The 21,011-nt window shown below is 73.0% G+C and carries 16 protein-coding genes, 1 tRNA gene and 1 pseudogene; 6 read left to right on the top strand and 12 right to left on the bottom strand.

All coding sequences use genetic code 11. The annotated features are described in order from the left end of the window. Positions 1-56 precede the first annotated feature (56 nt). Together ACLIYP_RS09000 and ACLIYP_RS08995 are read left to right on the top strand one after the other, a co-directional pair. Positions 57-2,375 (top strand): serine hydrolase, encoded by a 2,319-nt coding sequence (locus ACLIYP_RS09000; protein WP_412712605.1) that lies wholly within the window; start codon positions 57-59, stop codon positions 2,373-2,375. A gap of 133 nt (positions 2,376-2,508) precedes the next feature. Next, entirely contained in the window at positions 2,509-3,618 is a 1,110-nt protein-coding gene (locus ACLIYP_RS08995; protein WP_412712604.1) for a YihY/virulence factor BrkB family protein, read from the top strand. Here the strand turns inward: ACLIYP_RS08995 and ACLIYP_RS08990 are convergent. Next, the gene (locus tag ACLIYP_RS08990; RefSeq protein ID WP_412712603.1) at positions 3,583-3,951 is read right to left on the bottom strand and encodes a DUF3618 domain-containing protein; all 369 of its coding nucleotides are present in this window, start codon (positions 3,949-3,951) and stop codon (positions 3,583-3,585) included. The two genes, ACLIYP_RS08995 and ACLIYP_RS08990, sit on opposite strands and share 36 nt — an antisense overlap. Then, positions 3,948-4,382, bottom strand: coding sequence for a phage holin family protein (locus ACLIYP_RS08985; RefSeq protein WP_412712602.1), 435 nt, complete (start codon positions 4,380-4,382; stop codon positions 3,948-3,950). The genes ACLIYP_RS08990 and ACLIYP_RS08985 overlap by 4 nt, the downstream gene beginning before the upstream one ends. Before the next feature lie 345 nt (positions 4,383-4,727). Here ACLIYP_RS08985 and ACLIYP_RS08980 point away from each other — a divergent pair, with 345 nt between their 5' ends. Both ACLIYP_RS08980 and ACLIYP_RS08975 read left to right on the top strand, forming a co-directional pair. Next, positions 4,728-6,164 (top strand): FAD-dependent oxidoreductase, encoded by a 1,437-nt coding sequence (locus ACLIYP_RS08980; protein ID WP_412712601.1) that lies wholly within the window; start codon positions 4,728-4,730, stop codon positions 6,162-6,164. A gap of 133 nt (positions 6,165-6,297) precedes the next feature. Next, complete coding sequence (locus tag ACLIYP_RS08975) at positions 6,298-6,984, top strand: esterase/lipase family protein (RefSeq protein ID WP_412712600.1); 687 nt, start codon at positions 6,298-6,300, stop codon at positions 6,982-6,984. 129 nt (positions 6,985-7,113) lie between these two features. Here ACLIYP_RS08975 and ACLIYP_RS08970 read toward each other — a convergent pair whose 3' ends face one another. From ACLIYP_RS08970 to ACLIYP_RS08955, 4 genes are all read right to left on the bottom strand, one after another. Then, a complete protein-coding gene (locus ACLIYP_RS08970) occupies positions 7,114-8,013 on the bottom strand; it encodes a carbohydrate ABC transporter permease (RefSeq protein ID WP_412712599.1) in 900 nt (299 codons plus the stop codon). Next, the gene (locus ACLIYP_RS08965) at positions 8,010-9,170 is read right to left on the bottom strand and encodes a carbohydrate ABC transporter permease (RefSeq protein WP_412712598.1); all 1,161 of its coding nucleotides are present in this window, start codon (positions 9,168-9,170) and stop codon (positions 8,010-8,012) included. The genes ACLIYP_RS08970 and ACLIYP_RS08965 overlap by 4 nt, the downstream gene beginning before the upstream one ends. 6 nt (positions 9,171-9,176) lie before the next feature. Further along, entirely contained in the window at positions 9,177-10,421 is a 1,245-nt protein-coding gene (locus tag ACLIYP_RS08960; RefSeq protein ID WP_412712597.1) for a sugar ABC transporter substrate-binding protein, read from the bottom strand. A gap of 146 nt (positions 10,422-10,567) precedes the next feature. Continuing rightward, the gene (locus ACLIYP_RS08955) at positions 10,568-11,626 is read right to left on the bottom strand and encodes a LacI family DNA-binding transcriptional regulator (protein WP_412712596.1); all 1,059 of its coding nucleotides are present in this window, start codon (positions 11,624-11,626) and stop codon (positions 10,568-10,570) included. A 121-nt stretch (positions 11,627-11,747) separates the two neighbouring features. Here ACLIYP_RS08955 and ACLIYP_RS08950 point away from each other — a divergent pair, with 121 nt between their 5' ends. Then, the gene (locus tag ACLIYP_RS08950; RefSeq protein ID WP_412712595.1) at positions 11,748-13,883 is read left to right on the top strand and encodes an amylo-alpha-1,6-glucosidase; all 2,136 of its coding nucleotides are present in this window, start codon (positions 11,748-11,750) and stop codon (positions 13,881-13,883) included. Positions 13,884-13,947: 64 nt separating this feature from the next. Here the strand turns inward: ACLIYP_RS08950 and ACLIYP_RS08945 are convergent, their stop codons facing one another. The 5 genes from ACLIYP_RS08945 to ACLIYP_RS08925 all read right to left on the bottom strand — a co-directional run bounded on the left by ACLIYP_RS08945 (position 13,948) and on the right by ACLIYP_RS08925 (position 20,253). Next, entirely contained in the window at positions 13,948-14,784 is an 837-nt protein-coding gene (locus ACLIYP_RS08945; protein WP_412712594.1) for a carbohydrate ABC transporter permease, read from the bottom strand. A 2-nt stretch (positions 14,785-14,786) separates the two neighbouring features. After that, positions 14,787-15,776, bottom strand: coding sequence for a carbohydrate ABC transporter permease (locus tag ACLIYP_RS08940; protein ID WP_412712593.1), 990 nt, complete (start codon positions 15,774-15,776; stop codon positions 14,787-14,789). Between the two features lie 78 nt (positions 15,777-15,854). Continuing rightward, complete coding sequence (locus tag ACLIYP_RS08935; protein WP_412712592.1) at positions 15,855-17,195, bottom strand: ABC transporter substrate-binding protein; 1,341 nt, start codon at positions 17,193-17,195, stop codon at positions 15,855-15,857. 104 nt (positions 17,196-17,299) lie between these two features. Continuing rightward, positions 17,300-18,781: a glycoside hydrolase family 32 protein gene (locus ACLIYP_RS08930; RefSeq protein WP_412712591.1), complete on the bottom strand. Its 1,482-nt coding sequence runs from the start codon at positions 18,779-18,781 to the stop codon at positions 17,300-17,302. A gap of 413 nt (positions 18,782-19,194) precedes the next feature. Beyond that, on the bottom strand, positions 19,195-20,253 hold the full coding sequence (locus ACLIYP_RS08925; RefSeq protein ID WP_412712590.1) for a LacI family DNA-binding transcriptional regulator: 1,059 nt from the start codon (positions 20,251-20,253) through the stop codon (positions 19,195-19,197). Between the two features lie 316 nt (positions 20,254-20,569). Here ACLIYP_RS08925 and ACLIYP_RS08920 point away from each other — a divergent pair. Further along, positions 20,570-20,855, top strand: a pseudogene (locus tag ACLIYP_RS08920) (tyrosine-type recombinase/integrase); the annotation flags it as partial. A 71-nt stretch (positions 20,856-20,926) separates the two neighbouring features. On the opposite strand, the gene ACLIYP_RS08915 reads toward ACLIYP_RS08920, so the two are convergent. Further along, positions 20,927-20,999: transfer RNA gene (locus ACLIYP_RS08915), tRNA-Arg, on the bottom strand. Between the last annotated feature and the right edge of the window lie 12 nt (positions 21,000-21,011).

The following is a 21,011-nucleotide window of genomic DNA, read 5'->3' as shown; positions in this document are numbered from 1 at the left end:
TGGGGGAGACGACCGGAGAGGCCGGAACGGTTCCCGATCAGGCGCGCGATCCCCGTGTGGCGCTGTACGAGGCGCCCCGGGACGAGGCGGAGGCCGGCGGCGGGAAGCCCTCGCCGAACGGTGACGGCCCGGCTGCAGCGGACGGCGGCGCCGGGACCGGCGGAGACGCCGGGCCCGGGAACGCCGAGGACGCCGAGGACGGTGCCGGGGCGGAGGCTGAGGCTGAGGAACCGGAGGCGGCCGGGAAAACGGAGTCCGCCGACGGGAATGAGTCCGCCGGTGGGGACTCCGTGGAGTCCGAGGAGCCCGGGGCCGAGCCGGTGGACCAGGCGACGGCGGTCTTCCGCGTTCCCGAGGACAGGGCCGGGAGCACGGCCGAGGCCGGCGAAGACGGTGAAGGCGCCGAGGACGGTAGGACGGGCGAGGGCGACGAGGACGGAGCGGAGCCCGACGGGAGCGGGACCTCCCAGGACACCGGCGCCGCCACCGAGGCCGGCGCCGAGGCCGGCGCCGATGACACCGACGACACCGATGACGTCCAAGGCACCGACGACACCGGTGACGCCGAGGAGACGCGCGGTGGCGCCGAGCCCGACGTGGACCGCGCCGGTGGGGACTCCGTGGAGTCCGAGGAGCCCGGGGCCGAGCCGGTGGACCAGGCGACGACGGTCTTCCGCGTTCCCGAGGACAGGGCCGGGAGCACTGCCGACGACGGCGAGACCGACAAGACCCGCGAGACCGACAAGACCCGCGAGACCGACGAGGACGGCAAGGCCCGCGAGACCGACGAGGACGGCGAAGACGCCGAGGACGGACGGCCGGTCGACCAGCCCACCGCGATGTTCCGGGTTCCTCCGGGAAGCACCCCGGAGGAACCGGAGCCGAGGGGCCGGGAGGAGGCCGGGACCCCGGAGAAGACCGAGGAGCCGGAGAAGGCCGGGGAGAGCGAGGTCGAGCGGACGAGCCGCTTCGTACCGCTGCGGTCCGCCGACGCTCCCCGTGTGCCCCCGGCCGCGGTTTCGCCCGAGCAGCCGCCGCACACGCCGGGACCCGAGCTGCCGGAGGCCGAGCGGACGAGGCAGCAGCCGCTGCCGCCGCACAAGCCGCTGGAGCTGCTGGCCGAGCTGACGAACAAGCCCGCCCCGCCCGAGACCCCGCTGCGGGTCGCCCTGCGGCGGGTCAAGATCTGGTCGCCGCTGGTCCTGCTGCTGGTGATCGCTCTGGCGGTCGCGCAGCTCATGCGCCCGCTGCCCGCCCCCGAGCTGGTGCTCACCGCCTCCGCCACCCACACCTTCGAGGGCGACAGGCCCGCCCTGGACTGGCCGTCCGAGGGCCAGGCCGTACTGGAGGTGGAGGGGCTCGGGTCCCTCGGCTCGTACGGCGAGGAGGAGCCGGTGCCGATAGCGAGCGTGGCGAAGGTGATGACCGCCTACGTCATCCTGCGCGACCATCCGCTCGAGGCGGGCGAGGAGGGCCCGAAGATACCGGTCGACGCGCAGGCCGAGAAGGACGCGGGCCTCAGCGCCCAGGGCGAGTCGACCGTCGAGGTCGAGGAGGGCGAGGAGATAACCCTCAACGAGGCCCTCCACGCCCTGATGATCGCTTCCGCCAACAACGTGGCACGGCTGCTGGCCCGCTGGGACTCGGACGGTTCGGAGAAGGCGTTCGTGGAGAAGATGAACGCCGCCGCCGAGGAGCTCGGGATGGAGAACACCACCTACACCGACGCCAGCGGGCTGCGCAAGGACACCGTCAGCACGGCCGCCGACCAGGTGAAACTCGGCAAGAAGGTGATGGACTACGAGGCGTTCCGGGAGATCGTCAAGAAGCCCTCGTACGAGGACCGCAACGGTGTCTCCCACCGCAACTGGAACGGACTCGTCCCTTACAACGGCTCGGTCGGCATCAAGACCGGTACGACCACCGCCGCCGGCGGCAACCTGCTGTTCGCGGGGGAGAAGGAGGTCGGCGGCACCACGCAGCTGATCGTCGGCGCGATGCTGGGGCAGCACAGGCCGCCGATCATCGACACGGTGATCGCCGAGAGCCGCGATCTGCTGGTCTCCGCGCAGGAGGTCCTGAAGTCGGAGAAGATCGTCGCCAAGGGCGACGTGGTGGGCTACGTGGACGACGGCCTCGGCGGCCGTACGCCGCTGGTCGCGACGGAGGACGTCTCGGCGGTCGGCTGGTCCGGCCTGAAGGTGGAGCTGGCGCTGACCGACGGCGGCAAGGGCGTACCGCACACGGCGGCCCCGGGCGACACCGTCGGCACCCTCACCGTCGGCAGCGGGCCGGGCCAGGTGAAGGTCCCGGTGGCCGTCCGGGGCGAACTGGCCGAACCGGGCGTGGGGAAGCGGCTCACCCGCATCCTGTGACGCGCGGGCCGCGGGGCCCGTACGCGGGGCGCGGTACGGACGGCAGGCGCCGTCCGTACCGCGCCCCGCGCGCGTACCGCCGCCGCGGGCATTCGGGGCCCGCCGTTACGCAGCCGTGTCCACCGGGCGGCACATGGCCGGGCCCGCGGCGGTAATCAGTAGGGCCATGGCGAAGACGTGGTGGGCCGTCGCGCGGGGCGTGGCCAAGGAGTTCCTCGACGACGAGATCCCGGACCGGGCGGCGACCCTCACGTACTACGGCGTGCTGTCGATCTTCCCGGCCCTGCTGCTGCTCGTCTCGCTGCTCGGCGCGGTCGGCGAGACGGCGACGGAGTACATCCTGGAGAACCTCCAGCGGCTCGCTCCCGGCCCGGCCCGCGAGATCCTGAGCGACACGGTGGGCGAGATCCAGCGCAGCAGCGGCGGCGGCCTCCTGGCGGCCGTCAGCCTGCTGGGCGCGGTGTGGGCCTCCTCCGGCTACGTCGCGGCGTTCATCCGCGCGGCCAACCGCGTCCTGGACATCCCCGAGGGCCGCCCGGTGTGGAAGCTCACGCCGCTGCGGATCGGCGTGACGCTGGTGCTGATGGTGCTGCTCGCGGTGAGCGCGGTGATCGTGGTCTTCACCGGCGGGCTGGCCGAGCAGGCCGGGAAGGCCGTCGGCATGGGCGAGCAGGCGCTGCTGGTGTGGTCGGTCGCCAAGTGGCCGGTGCTGGTGATGCTGGTGGCCGCGATGATCAGCATCCTGTACTGGTCGGCTCCCAACGCCCGGCTGCGGGGCCTGCGCATGGCGCCGGGCAGCGTGCTGGCCGTGCTGCTGTGGCTGGCCGCCTCGGCGGGCTTCGCGCTCTACACGGCGAACTTCGGCTCGTACAACAAGACGTACGGCACCCTCGCCGGCGTCGTGGTCTTCCTGGTCTGGCTGTGGCTGTCGAACCTGGCCATCCTGCTCGGCCTGGAGCTGGACGCCGAACTGGCCCGCCGGCGGGCGTACGCGGGCGGGCTGCCGGAGGGGGAGGAGCCGTACGTGGAGCCGCGCGACACCGCCAAGTGGCCGCGTTCGCTGCGGCTGCGGTTCAGGCGGCGCAGGACGGAGCGGCGCGGGACTGAGCGGCGCGGGAGCGAGCCGCGCGGAGGGGACGAGCCCGCCCCCACCGGTCCGGACCGGGAGCCGCGTCCGGACCGGGGCAGGCCCCCGGGCCCGGACGCCTCACGCGGCCATACGCTCGACAAGGCGGCGGACTGAGGCCGGCGTCCGCGGGTCGTGGCGCAGCGGGTACCGCTGTCGCAGCACCTGCCGCCGTCGCAGCACCACGGCGGCCACGGCGAGGGCGAGCACGGCCCCGCCCGCCGCGGCCAGCGGCGCGGCGTTGCGCCGGCCCGCCCGTACGGCGCCCGCCGCCTTGCGCTGGGCCAGGGCCTTGACGTCGGCCCTGGCCGCCAGTTCCTCGATGGTGTCGCCGAGCTCCCGGCGCGTGCGGTCGATCCGCTCGCGCAGCTCGGCGGGGGTCTCCGGGTCGGAGGGGATGCCCGGGGTGTCGGGGAACTCCGTCTGCCTGGTGTCCCTCGAAACGCTCATCGCCGTACCCTTCCCCTGATCTCGTCCAGGTCGTCGTGCATGCCCCGCAGCGCCCGCTCGGGCTTCGCGGGCGCCGCCCTGCGCATCTGCTGCCGCCCGAGGGCCGCCAGCACCCCGGCGACGAGGAACAGCACCGCCATGATCACCAGGGCGGACAGCCAGACCGGCCACGCCACGGACAGACCGGCGATCGCGGCCGTCACACCGGCGCCCACCGCGTAGAGCGCGACCACCCCGGCACCGCCGAGCATGCCGCCGCCCATTCCGGCCCGCTTGCCCTTCTCGGCCATCTCCATCTTGGCGAGCTGCAGCTCCTCCTTCATGAGCTGCGACATCTGCGCGGTGGCCCGTGCCACCAGTTCGCCGACGGAGTGCTCCTCCCCGGGCCCGTGCCCGTGTTTGTGTCCGTCCATCCGCTGCATCGTGCTCATCGTCGCGCTCCCCTCATGGGTCAGCACTCCGAGTACCTCCGCTCACCGCCCGCTAACCCGGTCTCACCCGTTCGTCACGGCGTACGGGGGTGTCCGGCGGCATCCGGCGGGCGGAGCGCTCGGCGACGAGGACATCGTGTCCCCCGCGCGTCCTGAACACGCCGCACCGGCACCGGGCCGCGCCCCGCCCGGGCCCCCGCCTCCGCGCCGTGCTCACGACGGCCGCCGGACGGGGCGCGGACACGGAGGGGAACAACTCGGACACATGGAGTCGCTACCCTCGTAGTCGCACGGCACCCGACGGCCCAGGGGCCGAACCGCCCCCGTACGGAACGGAGTTCGCCCATGGCCCAGATCCCCCGACCCGCCCGGGCGGCGGACCGGTCCCACGCCGTGGTGATCGGCGCCGGCCTCGCGGGGCTGACGGCGGCCCGCGCGCTCGCCGACGCCTACGACCGGGTGACGGTGCTCGACCGGGATACGCTTCCCACCGACCCGGCCCCCCGCCGCGGCGTGCCGCAGAGCCGGCAGCTCCACGTACTGCTCGCCCGCGGCGCGCAGGCGCTGGAGGAGCTGTTCCCCGGGTTTCTGGAGGAACTGCTCGCGGCGGGGGCCACCCGTGCGGACACCCAGGGCGAGGCCCACTGGTACCTCGACGGCCACCTTCTGCGTCCGGCGCCCTCCGGGGTCATCTCGTACGGCGCGAGCCGGCCGCGGGTGGAGCACCACGTGCGCGCGCGTGTCGATGCGCTCCCCGGCGTCGAGGTCAGGGGGCGGACGGAGGTGCTGGGCCCGGTCACCACGCCCGACCGCCGCCGGGTCACCGGAGTCCGGGTGCGCCCGCGCGCCGACGGGGCGGGGGATGCCGGCGGGGGCGGGGAGGAGACGGTCCCCGCCGATCTGGTGGTCGACGCCTCGGGCCGGGGCTCGCGGGCCCCGGCCTGGCTGGAGGAACTGGGATACCCCCGGCCGCGGCAGACGCGGGTACGCGCCGACGTCGTCTACGTCACCCGCCACTTCCGGCGCGAACCCCACCACCTCGGCGGCCGGAGCGGTGTCGCGCTGGTGCCCTTCCCCGGACTGCCGCGCGGCGGGGCCATCGTCTCTGAGCGGGACGACCGTTTCGCGGTCGTCCTCTTCGGTCTGCTGGGTGAGGAGCCGCCGGCCGACGAGGCGGGCATGCTGGCCTACGCCGAGACCCTGCCCGGACCTGACGTGGCCGAGGTGCTGCGCACGGCCGAGCCGCTGAACGAGCCGGTGAGGATGCGCTATCCGGCCAGCACGCGCCACCACTACGAGAAGCTGGACCGCCACCTCGGCGGCTTGCTCGTCGCAGGCGACGCCCTGTGCAGCTTCAACCCGACCTACGGGCAGGGCATGACGGCGGCGGCCCAGCAGGCGATCGTGCTGCGAGCGCTCCTCGCCCGGGGGCGGGAGCGGGGTTGGGGCCTGGAGCGGGGTCGGGGCCTGGACGCCGACGGCCTGCCCCGGCGCTTCTTCCGTGCCGCGGCCAGGGTCGTCGACACCCCGTGGCTGCTGGCCGCCGGCGGCGACCTGCGCTTCCCCGAGGCGGAGGGGAGGCGCGGTCCGGCCGACGGACTGCTGGACCGGTACCTCACCCGCTACCGCGCGGCGGCCTCCGTCGACCCAGTACTGGGCCGGACGTTCCTGGCGGTGGCCCACATGCTCCAGCCGCCCGCCCGGCTGATGTCCCCAGGCCATGTGCTCCGCGTGCTGCGCGCGTCGGGGAGGGCCGGCGGGCCGGTGCGCACGGAGTCGTAAAGAAGTCGTGTACGCGACAAGAAAGGCGTGCAAGGGTCTTGCCCGGTACCGATGACCGGTCAGTAACCTGCGATTCCCCCCACGGCGCAACCGCTCCTCGTCCCCCGTCCCCCCGCACCCATTCGAGGTCGCAGTGAAGAAGAAGTCACTGGCCGTCGCGGCAACCGCGGCATCCGTGCTCGCACTCACCCTCCAGGCCCCGGCCGCGGCGGCGTCCCCGTCCGCCTACGGCCCCGGCAGCAACCCGATCCTCTTCGTCCACGGCTGGAACAGCAGCGGATCCACGTGGAACACCATGGCCGAACGCTTCCGCGCCGACGGCTGGCCCGCCGGCCACCTGAGGCAGTGGAGCTACAACACCAGCCAGTCCAACGCCACCACCGCGCAGCAGCTCGCCACCGAGGTGGACCGGCTGCTCGCCGCCACCGGGGCGAGCAAGGTCGACGTGATCACCCACTCCATGGGCGGCCTCTCCTCGCGCTACTACGCCAAGAACCTCGGCGGCGCGGCGAAGATCGACGCCTGGGTCTCCCTCGGCGGCCCCAACCACGGCACCGACACGGCCAACTGGTGCTTCCAGACCTCCTGTTCCGAGATGCGCATCGGGTCGAACTTCCTGAACTCCCTCAACTCCGGTGACGAGACGCCCGGTTCGGCGCGCTACGCCACCTGGTGGTCGCCCTGCGACACCGTCATCAACCCCGACAGCAGCGTCGCCCTGTCGGGTGCGGTCAACACCAGGACCGCCTGCCTGTCGCACTCCGGGCTGCTGAGCGACGCCACGGTCTACGGCCAGGTCCGGAACACGGTCGACAGCTGACCTCGGCCGGACGCCCCGGCCCGTGCCGCACACGGGCGGGGGCGTCCGCCGCGGGCCCGCCCCGGCGGCCCGGGCGCGGGGCTCCCGCGCCCCCGCCCCGCGCCCGGGCCGGGCCGGGCCCGCCAGGGGTCACTCCTTGACCGCCCCCGCGTTGGCGCCCTGGACGAAGTAGCGCTGGAAGCAGAAGAACAGCGCTGCCACCGGCAGGGTCGCCAGCAGCGCCGCCGCCAGTTTGAGCGGGTACTGGGTACCGCCGCCCAGGCCGCCCGAGACGAGCCGCGCGAGACCGGTGGTCAGGGTCTCGTACTGGCTGGACTGGGTGGCCACGAGGAAGTGGGTGAACTCGTTCCACGAGCCCTGGAACGACAGGATGGTCAGCGTGATCAGAGCGGGCCGGGCCATCGGCAGGACCACCGACCAGAAGACGCGGAAGACACCGGCGCCGTCGACACGGGCGGCCTCCTCCACTTCCCGCGGCACGGACTCGAAGAACTGCTTCATGATGAAGATGCCCGCCGCGTCCACCATGAGCGGCAGGACCATGCCGGTGTAGGTGTCGAAGAGCCCGAAGGTGTTGAGCACCAGGAACCTCGGGATCAGCAGGGCCACGTTGGGCACCGCGAGAACGGCGATGACGAAGCCGAACAGCAGGGTGCGGCCGCGGAAGCGCAGCCGGGCCAGGGCGTACCCGGCCATCGAGTCGAACAGCACCCGTCCGGCGGTGACGACGACCGCGATGACCGCCGAGTTGCCCAGCCAGCGCAGGAACGGCACCCCGTCGCCTGCCTGGCTGAGTCCGAACAGGCGCTGGTAGGCGGCGGTCGTCGGAGTGACGGGGATCAGCCCGAGGGGGTGGGCGGCGGCGTCCGGGTCCGTCTTGAAGCCGGTCACCAGCTGGATCACGAACGGCATGAGGTACAGCAGTCCGAGCGCTGCGACCAGCGTGTACCCGAGGATCCGCAGTGGCGGCGGGAAGCGGCCGAGCACCGGGGTCCCCTGCCCCCGGGCGGCCGCGGCCTTGGCGTTCATCGCTTCCTCCGGGTGCGGGGGCCCCGCTCGCGCAGCACGAGGCGCTGCAGGGCGGTCATGGCCAGGATCAGGGCGAGCAGGAGGAAGGCGATGGCCGCCCCCTGCCCGAAGTCGGCGTCGCCGAAGGCGGACGAGTAGGACAGGTAGGCCGGGGTCAGGGTCGTGTTGCCCGGTGCGCCCTGGCTCATGACGTACACCTGGTCGAAGACCTGCCAGGTGCCGATCAGGCCGAGGGTGAGGACGAGGAAGAGCACGGGCCGCAGGGCCGGCAGCGTCACGTGCCGCAGCATCTGGAAGCGGCTCACGCCTTCGATGGCGGCCGACTCCTCGAGCTCGCGCGGGATGTCCTGGAGGGCCGCGAGGAAGATCAGCATGAAGGTGCCGGAGGTCGTCCACACGGCGAGCAGGATGATCGTGCACATCGCCACGGACGGCCCGGACAGCCACTCGAACCAGGACAGTCCCATGAAGGAGCCCTCGGCCAGGGCGCCCGAGGGGTGGTCGGTGTCGACGACGCCGAGGCCGTCGAGCAGGAGGGAGAGGACTCCGCGGGAGTCGTTGAACCAGTTCGGCCCCTCCATCCCGATCCAGGACAGCGCGGTGTTGACGGCGCCGCTGCCCTGGAACATGAAGAGGAAGACGGTGGCGACCGCGATGGAGCTGGTGACGGAGGGGAAGAAGAACGTGGTGCGCAGGGCGCCGCGGCCGCGCAGCAACCGCTGGTTGACGATGAGCGCCAGGGACAGCGCGAGGACGGTCTGCAGGGGGACGGTCAGCAGTACGTAGTAGAGGTTGTTCCGCAGCGAGGTCGCGAACAGGACGCGGTCGAGGCCGTCCCGGGTGAGCAGGGCCCGGTAGTTGTCGAGCCCCACGAAGTCCGCCTGGCCGCCGAAGGGGTTGGACTGCCCGTCCCAGTGCAGCAGGCTCACCCACAGCGCCATCAGGATCGGCAGGACCAGGAACAGGCCGAGGACGAGCACCATGGGGCTGACGAACAGCCAGCCCCAGGCGCCTTCGCCGCGGCGCCCCACGCGAGGGGAGGGGGAGGCGTGGGACGCCGCGGCCGGACCGGACTCGCCGGGCGGGGCGGGTATGCCCGGCGAGCCGGCCGTCGGGGGGCCGTCGGCCGCCGTACGGGTGGTGTCATGGAGTGGCACGGCCGCTCAGTCGCCCTTCGCGAGGGCCTGCTCGCCGTTGCGCTGCAGGTCGGCGAGGATCTTCTCCGGGTCGGCGGTGGCCAGCGCCGCGAGGTCGGTGTTGAACTGGGTGAGGACCTTGTCGAAGCCGGCGACGGTCACCGGGCCCTGGGCGTAGGAGTCGGCTTCGGCCCACGCCCTGGCGGACGGATTCCGCTCGGCGTACTCGGCGAGGGCGCTGGTGCGGGAGGGCATGACGCCGAACGCCTCGGCGTTCTTCAGCTGCTGCGCGCCGGTGGTGAGGTGCTTCACCAGGTCCACGGCCGCCGCCCGGTGGGCGCTCTCGGCGGCGACGCCCCAGCACTGGCTGAAGGCGAGCGTGCCCCTGCCGGCCGGGCCGGCGGGCAGCGGGACCACCTCGTACTCCACGTCCGGGTAGTCGAGCCTCATGGCGCCGGTGAGCCAGTTGCCCTCGATGGTCATGGCGGCCTTGCCCTTGCCGAACGCCTCGCCGCCCCAGTTGGTGTCGACCTGCCCGGCGTACTTCATGGAACCGGACTTCAGCAGGGACCGCACGTACTCGAGCGCCCGGACGTTCTGCTCGCTGTCGGCGGTCATCTCCGTCTGGTCGGCGTTGGTGATCCAGCCGCCCGCCCCCTTCATGAAGGCGCCGATCCGCTGGTACTCGCCGTTGACGACGAGTCCGGTCACACCACCGGTGGTCAGCTTGCCGGCGACCTCCTCCAGCTGCGCCCAGGTGGTGGGGTGGTCCTCGGCGGTCAGCCCGGCCTTCTCCCACAGTTCGCCGTTGATCGCCAGGGCGAGGGTCGAGGTGTCCTTGGGCAGGCACACCAGCTTCCCGTCGTGGGTGAAGGAGGCGCGCAGGCGGGGGGAGAAGTCGTCCGCGTCCTCGACCTGATCGCCGTAGGGGTACAGGGAGCCGCCCCTGGCGTAGTTCGCGAACTGGTCGGAGTTCACGTAGAAGGCGTCCGGCGGCTTGTGTCCGGCGAAGGACTGGGAGAGTTGCTGGTTGATGTCCTTGGCGACGTCCACGGTCACGGTGTGGCCGGACCGCTCGGACCATGCGGCCGCCGCCTCCTTGACCGCTTTGGTCTCGGCGTCGCCCGAGGAGGCGATCAGCACGGTCAGGTGCTGTCTGCCGCCGTTGTCCTGCGCCGTCTCCCCGCCGCTGCCGAAGCTCGACGAGCAGCCGGTTGAGGCGAGGAGCGCCGTGCAGGTGACGAGGGCCGCGGCGGCCGTGCGGTTGACCATGGATTCCTCCGGAGGGGACGGGACGGTACATGCGGATCCGGCATGTGGATCCGGCCGGGCGTACGGGGATGCGGAGCGGGGCGGGGGTGGGCGCCCCGGGCCCGGGCGGTGCCGGCCGGGCAGGTACGGCGCCGGCCGCCCGGCGGTCACCCGGCGGCGGTCGGCCCGGGTGCGGCGGTGCTGTCGCGCACGACCAGGGACGGCTCCAGCAGGAGCCGCTCGGGCGGTGCCCCGGGGGCGGACATCCGGGCCAGCAGCAGCCGTACGCACTCCCGGCCGACCTGCTCCAGCGGCTGGGCGACGGAGGTCAGGGAGGGGGAGAGGAGTTCGGCGGCCGGCGAGTCGTCGAAACCGGCCACGGCGACGTCCTTGCCGGGGAGAGCGCCGCGCTCGCGCAGCGTCTGGTAGCAGCCGAGCGCCAGCATGTCACTGGCCGCGATCACGGCGGTCGCTCCCGCGTCCAGGAGCGGCCCGACGGCTTCGCGGGCCGCCGCGATGTCGTTCGTGCTCTGCGCGCGCCGCCCCCGGGTCGGCAGTCCGTGCCGGCGCATGGCCCGCTGCCAGCCCGCGGCGCGGTCGTCACCGGCGCCGGAGGCGCCGCGCTCCCAGCCGAGGAAGGCGATCCGGCGGTGGCCCAGGGCGACCAGGTGCTCGACGGCGGCGTCGGTGCCCGAGGCGCCGTCGACGTCGACCCAGTCGCCGATCTGCCGTCCCGACCACATTCGGCCGAAGCCGACGAACGGCACGCCCCGCTTGGCGAGCCACGCCTGGCGCGGGTCGCCCCGCTCCGTGCCGCTGAGCACGAAGCCGTCGACCTCGTGCCGGTCGAGCATCTCCTCGTAGCCCTCCAGGCTCGGGCCGCCGGGCGGGCAGGCGAACAGCAGGATGCTGTAGCCGGCCTCGTCGGCGGCCTGCGACAGCGCGTGCAGGAACCGGTCGAGGACCGGATGGCTGGACGGGGCGGGCAGTACGCCGTAGCCGATCAGCTTGCTGGAGCGGGTCCGCAGCGTCTGCGCGGCGCGGCTGGGGCGGTAGTTCATCTCGTCGATCACGCGGCGGACCCGTTCCAGGGTCTCGGGCCGCAGCATGTCCGGCGAGTTGATCGCGTTCGACACCGTCTGCGGCGAGACCCCGGCCCGGCGGGCGACCATCGCCAGGGTCACCGGGCCGCCCTTGGCCGAGGAGCTGTTTCCGGAGCGGGGCATACGGGTCTCCAGGTTGCAGAGGAGATGAAGACTCTCTTTTAGCGTTCCAAAGCCGTTGTCGGCGATCCTGCGCTTGACCTATGGTCTTTGGATCGATCTAACGCTGAGAGGTTCTACTCCCTTGGACAGCACTGTCAAGCCCCAGGGCAACGACGACCCGGTCGCGGAGCCCCCACCGGCGGCCGCGGGCCTGCAGCCGTTCCTGCACGACGCGGTCGTCACGCTGCACGCGCCGAGCCTGGTGGTCTCGCGTGCGGACGGCCAGCTCGGCGGGGGAGCCGACGGCTTCTACCACGGTGACCGCAGGGCGCTGTCCCGGCTGACCGTCGCGGCCGAGGGCATCGCCCTGGCGCCGGTCCTGGGCGGGCTGCTGGGAGCGGACCGGGCGGACTTCCGGTCGGTCCTGCGCGGCCTCGGGGAGACGACACCGGACCCGGCGGTCACCCTGCACAGGCGCCGCGGCACGGCCGCCGGCCGTCTCGAGGAGACCATCGAGGTCACCAACGCGGGCAGCGAGCACGTCCGTCTCCGGCTGACGGTGACCGCCGGCACGGACCTCGCCACCATGGAGCAGGTCAAGTCCGGGCGGCCCCCGGAGGCGGTGGCGCCGCAGGCCGCGGACGGCGACGGTGACGGCGCCGTACTGGCCTGGAGGGGCGGCGACTTCACCGTCGGTCTGGCGAGCGAGCCCGCGCCGGACACGCTCCACGCGCCGGCCGGCCGGCTGTCCTACGACGTCGACCTCGGGCCCGGTACCTCGTGGAGTGCGACGCTGAGCTGCACAGCGGCCCACGCGGACGGCGACCAGTTCCCGGCCGCGCCCGCCGGCCGGCTCCCCTGGCGCACTCCGGCCCCGCGCAGCGCCGACCGCCGCCTCGACCGGTGGCTGGAGCAGTCCCTCGCCGACCTGGACCGACTGCGCCTGACCGACCCGGAGTCGCCGCGGGAGGGCCGGCGGGACCAGTTCCTGGCCGCCGGCGCCCCCTGGTTCCTGACCCTCTTCGGCCGCGACTCGCTGTGGGCCGCCCGCATGCTCCTCCCGCTCGGCACCGATCTCGCCGCCGGCACCCTGCGCACCCTCGCCCGCCGCCAGGGCGTGGTCACCGACCCGGCCACGGAGGAGCAGCCGGGCAAGATCCTGCACGAAGTGCGCCGTGACACCCTCCGGATCGCGGACCGGCTCTCCCTCCCGCCGGTGTACTACGGCACGGTCGACGCCACCCCCCTGTGGATCACCCTCCTCCACGACGCCTGGCGCTGGGGCATGCCCCGGCAGGAGGTCGAACGACTGCTGCCGCACGCCGAGTCGGCGCTCGCGTGGATGCGCGACCAGGCGGACGCGAGCGGCGACGGCTTCCTCAAGTACGTCGACCGCACCGGCCGCGGTCTGTCCAACCAGGGCTGGAAGGACTCCGACGACTCCATCCGCCACCGCGACGGCCGCCTCGCCGATCCGCCGATCGCCCTGTGCGAGGTCCAGGCGTACGCGTACGAGGCCGCACGCGCCGGAGCGGCCCTGCTGCGCGCCTTCGGGCGGCCGGGTGCGGACGCCTGGGAGGAGTGGGCCCACCGGCTCGCCCTGCGCTTCCGCGAGCGCTTCTGGGTCGAGGACGAGCGAGGGCCCTATCCGGCCGTCGCGCTGGACGGCCGCGGCCGGCCGGCGGACGCCGTCACCTCCGGCTTCGGCCACCTGCTCGGCACGGGCCTGCTCGACGAGGAGGAGGGCGCCCTGCTGGCCGCCCGGCTGACCGGGCCCGACCTCGACGCGGGCCACGGCCTGCGCACCCTCAGCAGCGAGTCGGTGGGGTACAACCCCTACGGGTACCACACCGGCTCCATCTGGCCGCACGACACCGCCGTCGCCGTGCACGGCCTGGTCAGAGCCGGTTTCCCGGACGCCGCCGCGTCCCTGGCGGACGGACTGCTGACGGCGTCGGCCGCCTTCGGCGCCCGGCTGCCCGAACTCTTCGCCGGCCACGGCGGCGGGGCCGGATCCGGCCCCGCCCCCTACCCGGCGTCCTGCCGGCCCCAGGCATGGGCGGCCGCCTCCTCCGTCCTGGTGCTCCGGGCCGCTCTCGGACTGGACGCCGACGTCCCCGGTGGCACCGTCACCGTGGCCCCCGCCTTCGCCTCGGCGTTCGCGCCGCTCACGGTGACGGGGCTCCAGGTCGGCGGGGAACGGCTGGACGTCTCGGTCGCGGCGGACGGATCGGTGGAGGTGACCGCACCGGAGGGGCTGAACGTGCTCGGCTCCTGACGCTGCCCCGGCGGGCGGCCGGCGCCGGCCGCCCGCCGCCCGCGGAGAACCGCCGTGCCGCCGCCTACCCCTTGACGGCGGAGCCGGCCACTCCCTGGACGAACCACCGCTGGAAGAAGGCGAAGACGACCAGAACGGGCAGGACGAGGAGGACCCCGAAGGCCAGCACCTGGCCCCAGTCGACGGGCATCTGGCCCTGGAAGACGCTCATCTGCAGGGGCAGCGGGCGCACCGAGGGATCGGAGACCATCAGGACGGGCCAGAGGAAGGAGCCCCACTGGATGAGGAAGGTCAGGATCGCGACCGAGGCGAAGACCGGCTTCGACATCGGGACGACGACGGCGAAGAAGGTGCGCCAGGGACCGGCGCCGTCGATGCGGGCGGCCTCCTCGATGCTGGGCGGGACGGCGCGGAAGAAGGTGGCGAACTGGTAGACGGAGAAGGCGTTGGCGATGAACGGGAGGGCCTGGATGTAGATGGTGTTGCGCTGGCCGTTGAACATGTAGAACAGCGGGACGGCGACCGCCTCGAACGGCACCAGCATCAGCAGCAGCACGAGGGTGAAGACGGTGCCCCGGCCGCGCCACTTCAGCCGGGTGAGGCCGTAGGCGGCCATGGAGTTGACGATCAGGCCGCCCAGGACCACGACGGTGGCCAGAAGCACCGACACACCCATGAAGCGCCAGAAGTAGCCGGTGGCGTCGGAGTCGAAACTGCTCAGGACGGCGCTGTAGTTGTCGAGGGTCAGATGAGTGGGCAGGAAGCCGGTCAGGCCGTCGAGCACCTGGTCGGAGGGCTTGAAGCTGCCGATGACCAGGTAGAGGGCCGGCAGGACGAAGACGAACGCCAGCACGCCGAGGACGGCGTAGTCGAGGAAGCGGCGAAGCGGTGTGCGGGTCATGGTCATTCCTCGTCGCCGGTGCGCATGACGCGGCGCTGGATGAGGGTCAGGACGACGACGATCAGGAAGAAGACGACCGTGATCGCGGACGCCTGGCCGATGTTGTTCTGGTCGAAGGCGGTGGTGACGGCCTGGTACATCACGGTGCGGGTGGCGTCCTCGTCGAGCCCGCCGCCCTTGACGAGGATGTAGACCTGGTCGAAGACGCGGAAGGACAGCACGGAGGTCAGCATGGCGACGAAGACGAGGGTGCCGCGGATGCCGGGCAGGGTGACGTGACGGAACCGCTGCCAGCGTGACGCCCTGTCGAGCTGTGCGGCCTCGTAGAGCTCGGCGGGGATCTGCTGGAGGCCGGCGAGCAGGATGACCATCTGGAAGCCGACGCCCTGCCAGACGGACAGCACGATGATCGAGGCCATGGCGGTGAGCCCGTCGCCGAGCCAGTCGAAGGCTCCCCAGTTGCCCAGACTGACCGCGTTCAGAGCCGAGTTGAGAAGGCCGTCGCCGCTGCGGGAGAGGATGAGGCGCCAGATGACGGCGACCAGGGCCATGGGGAAGACGACGGGCATGAAGAACAGCGACCGGAAGACCCCGATCGCCTTGAGTTTGCGGTTGAGCAGGATCGCCAGGCCCAGGGCGAGGGCGGTCTGGAGGGGCACGACGACCGCGGCGAAGGTCAGGTTGTTCAGCAGGGCCCGCAGGAAGGGGCCGGACATGTCGGGATCGGTGAAGATGCGCCGGTACTGCTCCAGGCCGAAGAAGCTCGGCGCAAGCGGGGAACCGAGCCGCACGTTGTGGAAGGACAGGACGACGGCGTAGACGAAAGGCACACCGACGAAGGCGATCAGCCCGCCGAGGGCGGGCGCGGACATCAGCAGTCCGTGCACCAGGTCGCGGTCGGGGCGCCGGGGCCGTACGGGCCCGGCGGATGTCGGTGACGGGTCCGGTCTGCGCCGGTCCGGCGCGGCGGGTTCGTGGTTCACGGTGGTCACGGCGGGGTTCCTCTTTCCGGTCGGGAGGGGCGGGCGCTGTCGGGGGCGCGTCCGCCCCTCCCGGCTGCCGACTGCCGGCTACCGCAGCTCGTAGCCGTCGTTGTCCGAGAAGTCCTGATCGATCGCGCGGGCGGCCTCGGCCAGGGCGGCCTTCGGGTCGGCGCCGCCGTAGACGTCGCTCAGCGCCTGGCCGAACTCGGCGGTGACCGCGGGGTATCCGGCGGTGATCGGCCTGGTCACGGCGACACAGGACCGGTCGACGGCGCTGTCGCCGCAGGGCTTGGCGAGTTGGTCGGCGAAGAGCCGGAGCGGGCCGCCCGGCTTGTACAGCTCGCTCTCGGCGAGGGCGGACCGGGTGCCGGGAGGGGCGCCGTTGGCCTCGGTCATCGCGGTGACGTTGGCGTCGTTCAGCAGGGAGTCCAGGAAAGCGCCGGCGGCCTTGCCGTTCTTGGTGTTGGCGCCGATGCCCCACGCCCAGGAGCCCTGACCGGTCTTGGGGCCGTTGCCGAAGTCGGGCAGGGGCAGGACGACCAGGTCGTCGCCGAGGGCCTCGCTGTAGGCGGGGTACATCCAGTGGCCGACCCAGCTCAGCGCGGCCCGCCCCTTGGTGAAGGCGTTGCCGTCGGTGTTGGGGTCGACGTACTTCTTCCAGGACTGGAAGGTCTTGAGGGCCGAGGCCGCGGCCGGCGTGTCCAGCGCGCCGGTGGCCTTGCCGTCCTTCAGCAGCGAACCGCCGGCCGACCAGACGATGGGCGCGAAGCCGTAGGTGCCCCACTCGGAGGCGTACCCGTTGGCCTCCTGGAGGTCCAGGCTCTTGCCGTCGGAGTCCTTCGCGGCCAGCTTCTCCACCGCCTCGGTGAACTCGGCCGCGGTCCAGGCGTCGGACAGGCCCTCGGGGTACTTCACCCCGGCGGCGTCCAGCAGCTTCTTGTTGCCGTAGACGCCGAGCCCGGAGTCGTACATGCCCAGCCCGTACCGCCTGCCGTCGATCTCGCCCTCGGCCTTGATGGCGTCGGTGGCGTTCGCCAGGGTCTTGGCCGAGACGTAGTCCTCGATCGGGGCGAGCTTGCCGTTGTAGACGAAGTTGGCCATGGTCGGGCCGTCGAACTCCATCACGTCCGGCAGTTCGGAGGCGTCGGTGGCGGTGATGGTCTTGGTGTAGTCGGCGTCCGGGATCAGGGTCAGCTTGACTTCGACCTTCTCCTGCGAGGAGTTGAAGGACTCCACAGCGCTCCGCAGCGCGGCGGCCTCGGCCTTGACGCCCTGGTGGGCCCAGACGGTGATGGTGCCCGTGCCGCTGCCCTCCTCGGCGGAGACGCCTCCGCTGCCTCCGCCGCAGCCGGCCAGCGCGGCCAGCGGCAGGACGAGGGCCAGGGCCGCACAGGCCGTTCGCCGGGATCTCGTGGTGCCGGGATTCATGGTGGGCGCCTCCGGTGCGCGGTGTACGGGTGGGTGGGTGGTGGTGCGCGGGTCTGTGCGGGGAGGTCGGCGCGTGCCCTGCGGCGACGTGGCCGGTGCCCCCGTCACGGGGCCTGCCCGTGCGGCAGGCCGGGGCCGGCGCCCGGCTCCCTGATCTCCAGGGGCAGCAGTTCCCAGACGTCGACGGCGTGGTTCAGGCGCACGCCCGGCGCGGTGCGGACCTCGAGGTGCCAGGGGTCGTCCCCCGTCGGGTAGAAGCGCAGGGTGAGCACCTGGCCTGTGGAGGTCAGGAAGACTTCGGCGATGGAGTGGTCGACGACCACACGCAGGTCCACCGGCTGTCCGGTGGGACAGGGCATCCGGTAGGAGCCGCCGTGTGCGCGGCCGTCCGACGAGGCGCGGTCGCGGTCGACGACCAGTTCGCCCGCGGCGGCGTCGAGGCGGATGTCGAGATACCCGGAGCCGTCCGAGGTGGTCAGCAGCCGCAGGGCCGCCGCGCCCGCCGTATCCAGACGGGCCGTCAGGTCGAAGGAGCGGCCCACGCGGCCCAGCGCCACGGACTCCCGACCGCGGCCGTGGAGGACGCCCTCGGCGTGTACGGTGTGCTCGCCGCGCAGGGCGAGCAGTTCGGCAGCGGGCCGCTGGCGCAACGTGCCGTCGCCGCCGACCGAGATCTCGCGGGGGAGGGTCAGCACACCGGCCCACCCGTCCGAGACCGCCCAGGACTCCTCGCGGGCCTCCGCGGACCAGCCCCACACCAGCCACCTGCCGCCCGGCGCCCGCAGCAGGGCGGGGGCGTAGCAGTCCGGCCCGTGGTCGACGAGGACGGGCGGGCCGGCCTCGAAGCCGTCGCCGCGCTCCTCGCCGATCAGCGCCGCGACGCAGCGCGCGCCGTCGTGGTCGTTCCACGCGCTGAAGATCAGGGCGCCGGGCCGCCCGGACTGCGGGGGAAGGTACTGGGGGCACTCCCAGCCCTCGCCGGTGTGCAGGCCGGTGTCGCCGACCGGCTCCTGCTCGCGGGCTTCGAAGGGGCCCAGGCAGGTCCAGGTCTCCAGGTCCGGCGACTCGTACAGCAGCGCCGCGCCCCGGCCGTCCGCGAGGGCGGCGCCGACCAGCATCCGCCACCTGTCGCCGTCCCGCCACACGTACGGGTCGCGGTACATGGTGCAGTCCTCGGGCCAGGCGGGTATGAGCAGGTCGCCCCGCGGGCCGAAGGTCCGGCCGCCGTCCCGGGAGGTGGCGGTGGCGACCGGCTGGTGCCGGGGCGAGCGGTCCCGGCGGTTCGCGGAGTAGAAGACGACCAGCCGGTCTCCGTCGGAGACCGCGCTGCCGGAGAAGCAGCCGTCGGCGTCCACGCCGCCCGGGGCCGGGGACAGGGCGACGGGCAGCGGTTCCCAGTTCACGAGGTCGGGACTGCGGAAGTGGCCCCAGTGCATGTTGGCGTGGGTCGCGCCGTAGGGGTTGTACTGGTAGAAGACGTGGTGGTGGCCGTCGTGCAGGACCAGCCCGTTGGGGTCGTTGATCCAGTTCCGGGGCGGCCGCAGGTGCGCTACGGGCCGGTACGGATCGCGGGGCGCGGTGGACACACGTGTGCCTTTCGGTATGTGCGGCGGAGCGTGCGGGAACGGACGGTCACCGGGGAAGGCCGGCCGCGATCCCCGCGGGGATCGCGCCGGGGGCGGCTTCCGCGGGCACTCGCCGCAGGCCCCCGCGGCACGGCGGCGGAAGCCGGGTCCGCCGCAGGCCCCCGCGGCAGGACGCCAGGCCCCCGCGGCGGGATGCGGGGAGGGCGGGGCGGAGCGCCGGCGACGGACCGGCCGCCGGCGCGGTTCAGTGCTCCGCGGCGCTGTCGGACATCAGGCGGGCATGCCGCCGCGACGGCTCGTCGAAAACATCGGGGGACATGTGTGTACCCTCACTGTGTTCCAAGTACCGGCAGGACCGACGACCGGTTGCGACGGTCGCCTGTCATGGTGTGAAGTGCTTTGCCGCCCCGGGGTCAGAGTCGGGGCGGCGAAGCGACCGATGCCCGCGCCACCAGCGGGCAAGGCAGCAGTTCCTGGGTGCCCGGGCCCGGTGGCCGGCCCGGATTCCTGGTGAGCGCGAGCAACCGGGCCACGGCCCGTGCCCCCATCTCGTAGTGCGGGAGCTGAACGGTGCTCAGCCGCGGGTGAACCGACTCGCAGACCAGCTCCTGGTTGTCGAACCCGATGACCGACAGGTCGCCGGGGATGGACAGTCCCGACTCGGCGGCGGCCCGGTAGGCACCGGCCGCCATCCGGTCGTTGAAGCAGAACAGCGCCGTGGGACGTCGTTCCGCCGACAGCAGGCGTCGCGCGGCGAGGTAGCCGGCGTCCACGTCACCGCCGACCGTGTTGAACGACGCGGCCGTCTCGGCGGCGATCAGGGAGGGGTCGTAGGCGATGCCGGCCTCGGCCAGCGCCTTGCGGTAGCCCTCCAGGCGGCCCTGACGGGCGGGAAGGTCGACGGTCTGCACGGTCATGCCGATCCGGCGGTGGCCGTGGTCGATCAACTCGCGCACCGCCGCGTAACCGCCCTGCACCTCGTCCGGCACCACGGAGGGGACGGCCGAATCGTCCGAGCGCGCGTCCAGCAGCACCGTGGGCGTCGAGCGCAGGACGTCCGGCAGATCCACGACGCGGTGGTACATGGCCGCGTACACCACGCCGTCCACCTGCCGCTGGAGCAGCATCTCCGTGCCGACGCGCTCCAGTTCGGCGTCGCCGCCGGTGTTGACCAGCAACAGCACCAGTCCCTCGGCCGCGGCGCTCTCCTGCGCGCCCAGGATCATCCGCCCCGCATGGGGAGTCGTGGCTATCTCGTCGCTGACGAAGCCGATGGTCTGCGACCGCTGCAGCCTCAGTCCCCGGGCGAGACCGTTCGGCGTGTACCCGAGCTCCTCGGCGATCCGCAGCACGCGCTGCCGGGTCTGCGGGCTGATCCGCTTGCCCTCGACCCGGTTGAGGATGTGGGACACGGTCGTGACGGACACACCTGCCGCCTCGGCCACGTCCTTGATCCTGCTCCGCCGCGCCATCTCCCCTGCCAAAATGGTTGATTCCGGGTTGCCCAATCGATTTGGCATCCGCGTGCACACGAGGGTGCCGCCAGCCGGAGCCGCTGTCAATGGCTTGTTCCGAACCCGTGGACGCGGCATGTCCTCCCGCTGCAGCGGCGTCTGCCGACCACGTGCACCCGACGGCCCACGGGCGGCGCGCCCGCCGACGCGGCGGGCACCCGGCGGGTGCTCGTTCCGCCGCCGGCCCTGTACGGCCCGGCGGAGGACAGCGGATCGAACTCGACCCCGCCCCGCACGACCTCGCAGGAGGGCGGCTGCGCCTTCACCGCCTTCAACCGCCCGCACCGGCCGCCCGGTCGAGCCGCGCAACGTCTGCCGCTCCTTCACCCGCGCCGCCGGGAAGGCCGGCCTTCGGGCGACCCGGCCGCACGACGCCCGGCACGGCTGCGCGGCCCTGCTGACCGCGGCCGGGGCCGCTCCCCGTGTGGCGATGGAGATCCTGGGGGCACAGCCGGATCAGCATCACCATGGACGTCCGCACGCACGTCGCGCAGGACACCCAGCGGGAGGCCATCAGCCACATGGACCGGCTGCTTCGGAGACAGCCCGAGCACGGCTGACCGCTGCCGTTGATGTCACCTGTGGATGTCAAACGCCCCGGACCTTGATCGGTCCGGGGCGTTTGCGCCGGTGCCCCCGGCAGGATTCGAACCTGCGACACCCGCTTTAGGAGAGCGGTGCTCTATCCCCTGAGCTACGAAGGCGGACGCAGGACA

It is taken from the genome of Streptomyces nanhaiensis, assembly GCF_046614825.1.
Classification (GTDB): domain Bacteria; phylum Actinomycetota; class Actinomycetes; order Streptomycetales; family Streptomycetaceae; genus Streptomyces; species Streptomyces radiopugnans.
The sequence above is the reverse complement of the archived record's forward strand: the minus strand, read 5'-3'. Positions and strand labels throughout refer to the sequence as shown.

What these genes read in the sequence shown, in the direction of transcription:
- ACLIYP_RS08985 (WP_412712602.1), bottom strand. Translation starts at nt 4,382, where the DNA reads ATGAGCACGATGCAGCGGATGGACGGACACAAACACGGGCACGGGCCC.
- ACLIYP_RS08955 (WP_412712596.1), bottom strand. Translation starts at nt 11,626, where the DNA reads ATGCCCCGCTCCGGAAACAGCTCCTCGGCCAAGGGCGGCCCGGTGACC.
- ACLIYP_RS08935 (WP_412712592.1), bottom strand. Translation starts at nt 17,195, where the DNA reads ATGAATCCCGGCACCACGAGATCCCGGCGAACGGCCTGTGCGGCCCTG.
- ACLIYP_RS08960 (WP_412712597.1), bottom strand. Translation starts at nt 10,421, where the DNA reads ATGGTCAACCGCACGGCCGCCGCGGCCCTCGTCACCTGCACGGCGCTC.
- ACLIYP_RS08990 (WP_412712603.1), bottom strand. Translation starts at nt 3,951, where the DNA reads ATGAGCGTTTCGAGGGACACCAGGCAGACGGAGTTCCCCGACACCCCG.
- ACLIYP_RS08980 (WP_412712601.1), top strand. Translation starts at nt 4,728, where the DNA reads ATGGCCCAGATCCCCCGACCCGCCCGGGCGGCGGACCGGTCCCACGCC.
- ACLIYP_RS08925 (WP_412712590.1), bottom strand. Translation starts at nt 20,253, where the DNA reads ATGGCGCGGCGGAGCAGGATCAAGGACGTGGCCGAGGCGGCAGGTGTG.
- ACLIYP_RS08970 (WP_412712599.1), bottom strand. Translation starts at nt 8,013, where the DNA reads ATGAACGCCAAGGCCGCGGCCGCCCGGGGGCAGGGGACCCCGGTGCTC.
- ACLIYP_RS08945 (WP_412712594.1), bottom strand. Translation starts at nt 14,784, where the DNA reads ATGACCCGCACACCGCTTCGCCGCTTCCTCGACTACGCCGTCCTCGGC.
- ACLIYP_RS08995 (WP_412712604.1), top strand. Translation starts at nt 2,509, where the DNA reads ATGGCCGGGCCCGCGGCGGTAATCAGTAGGGCCATGGCGAAGACGTGG.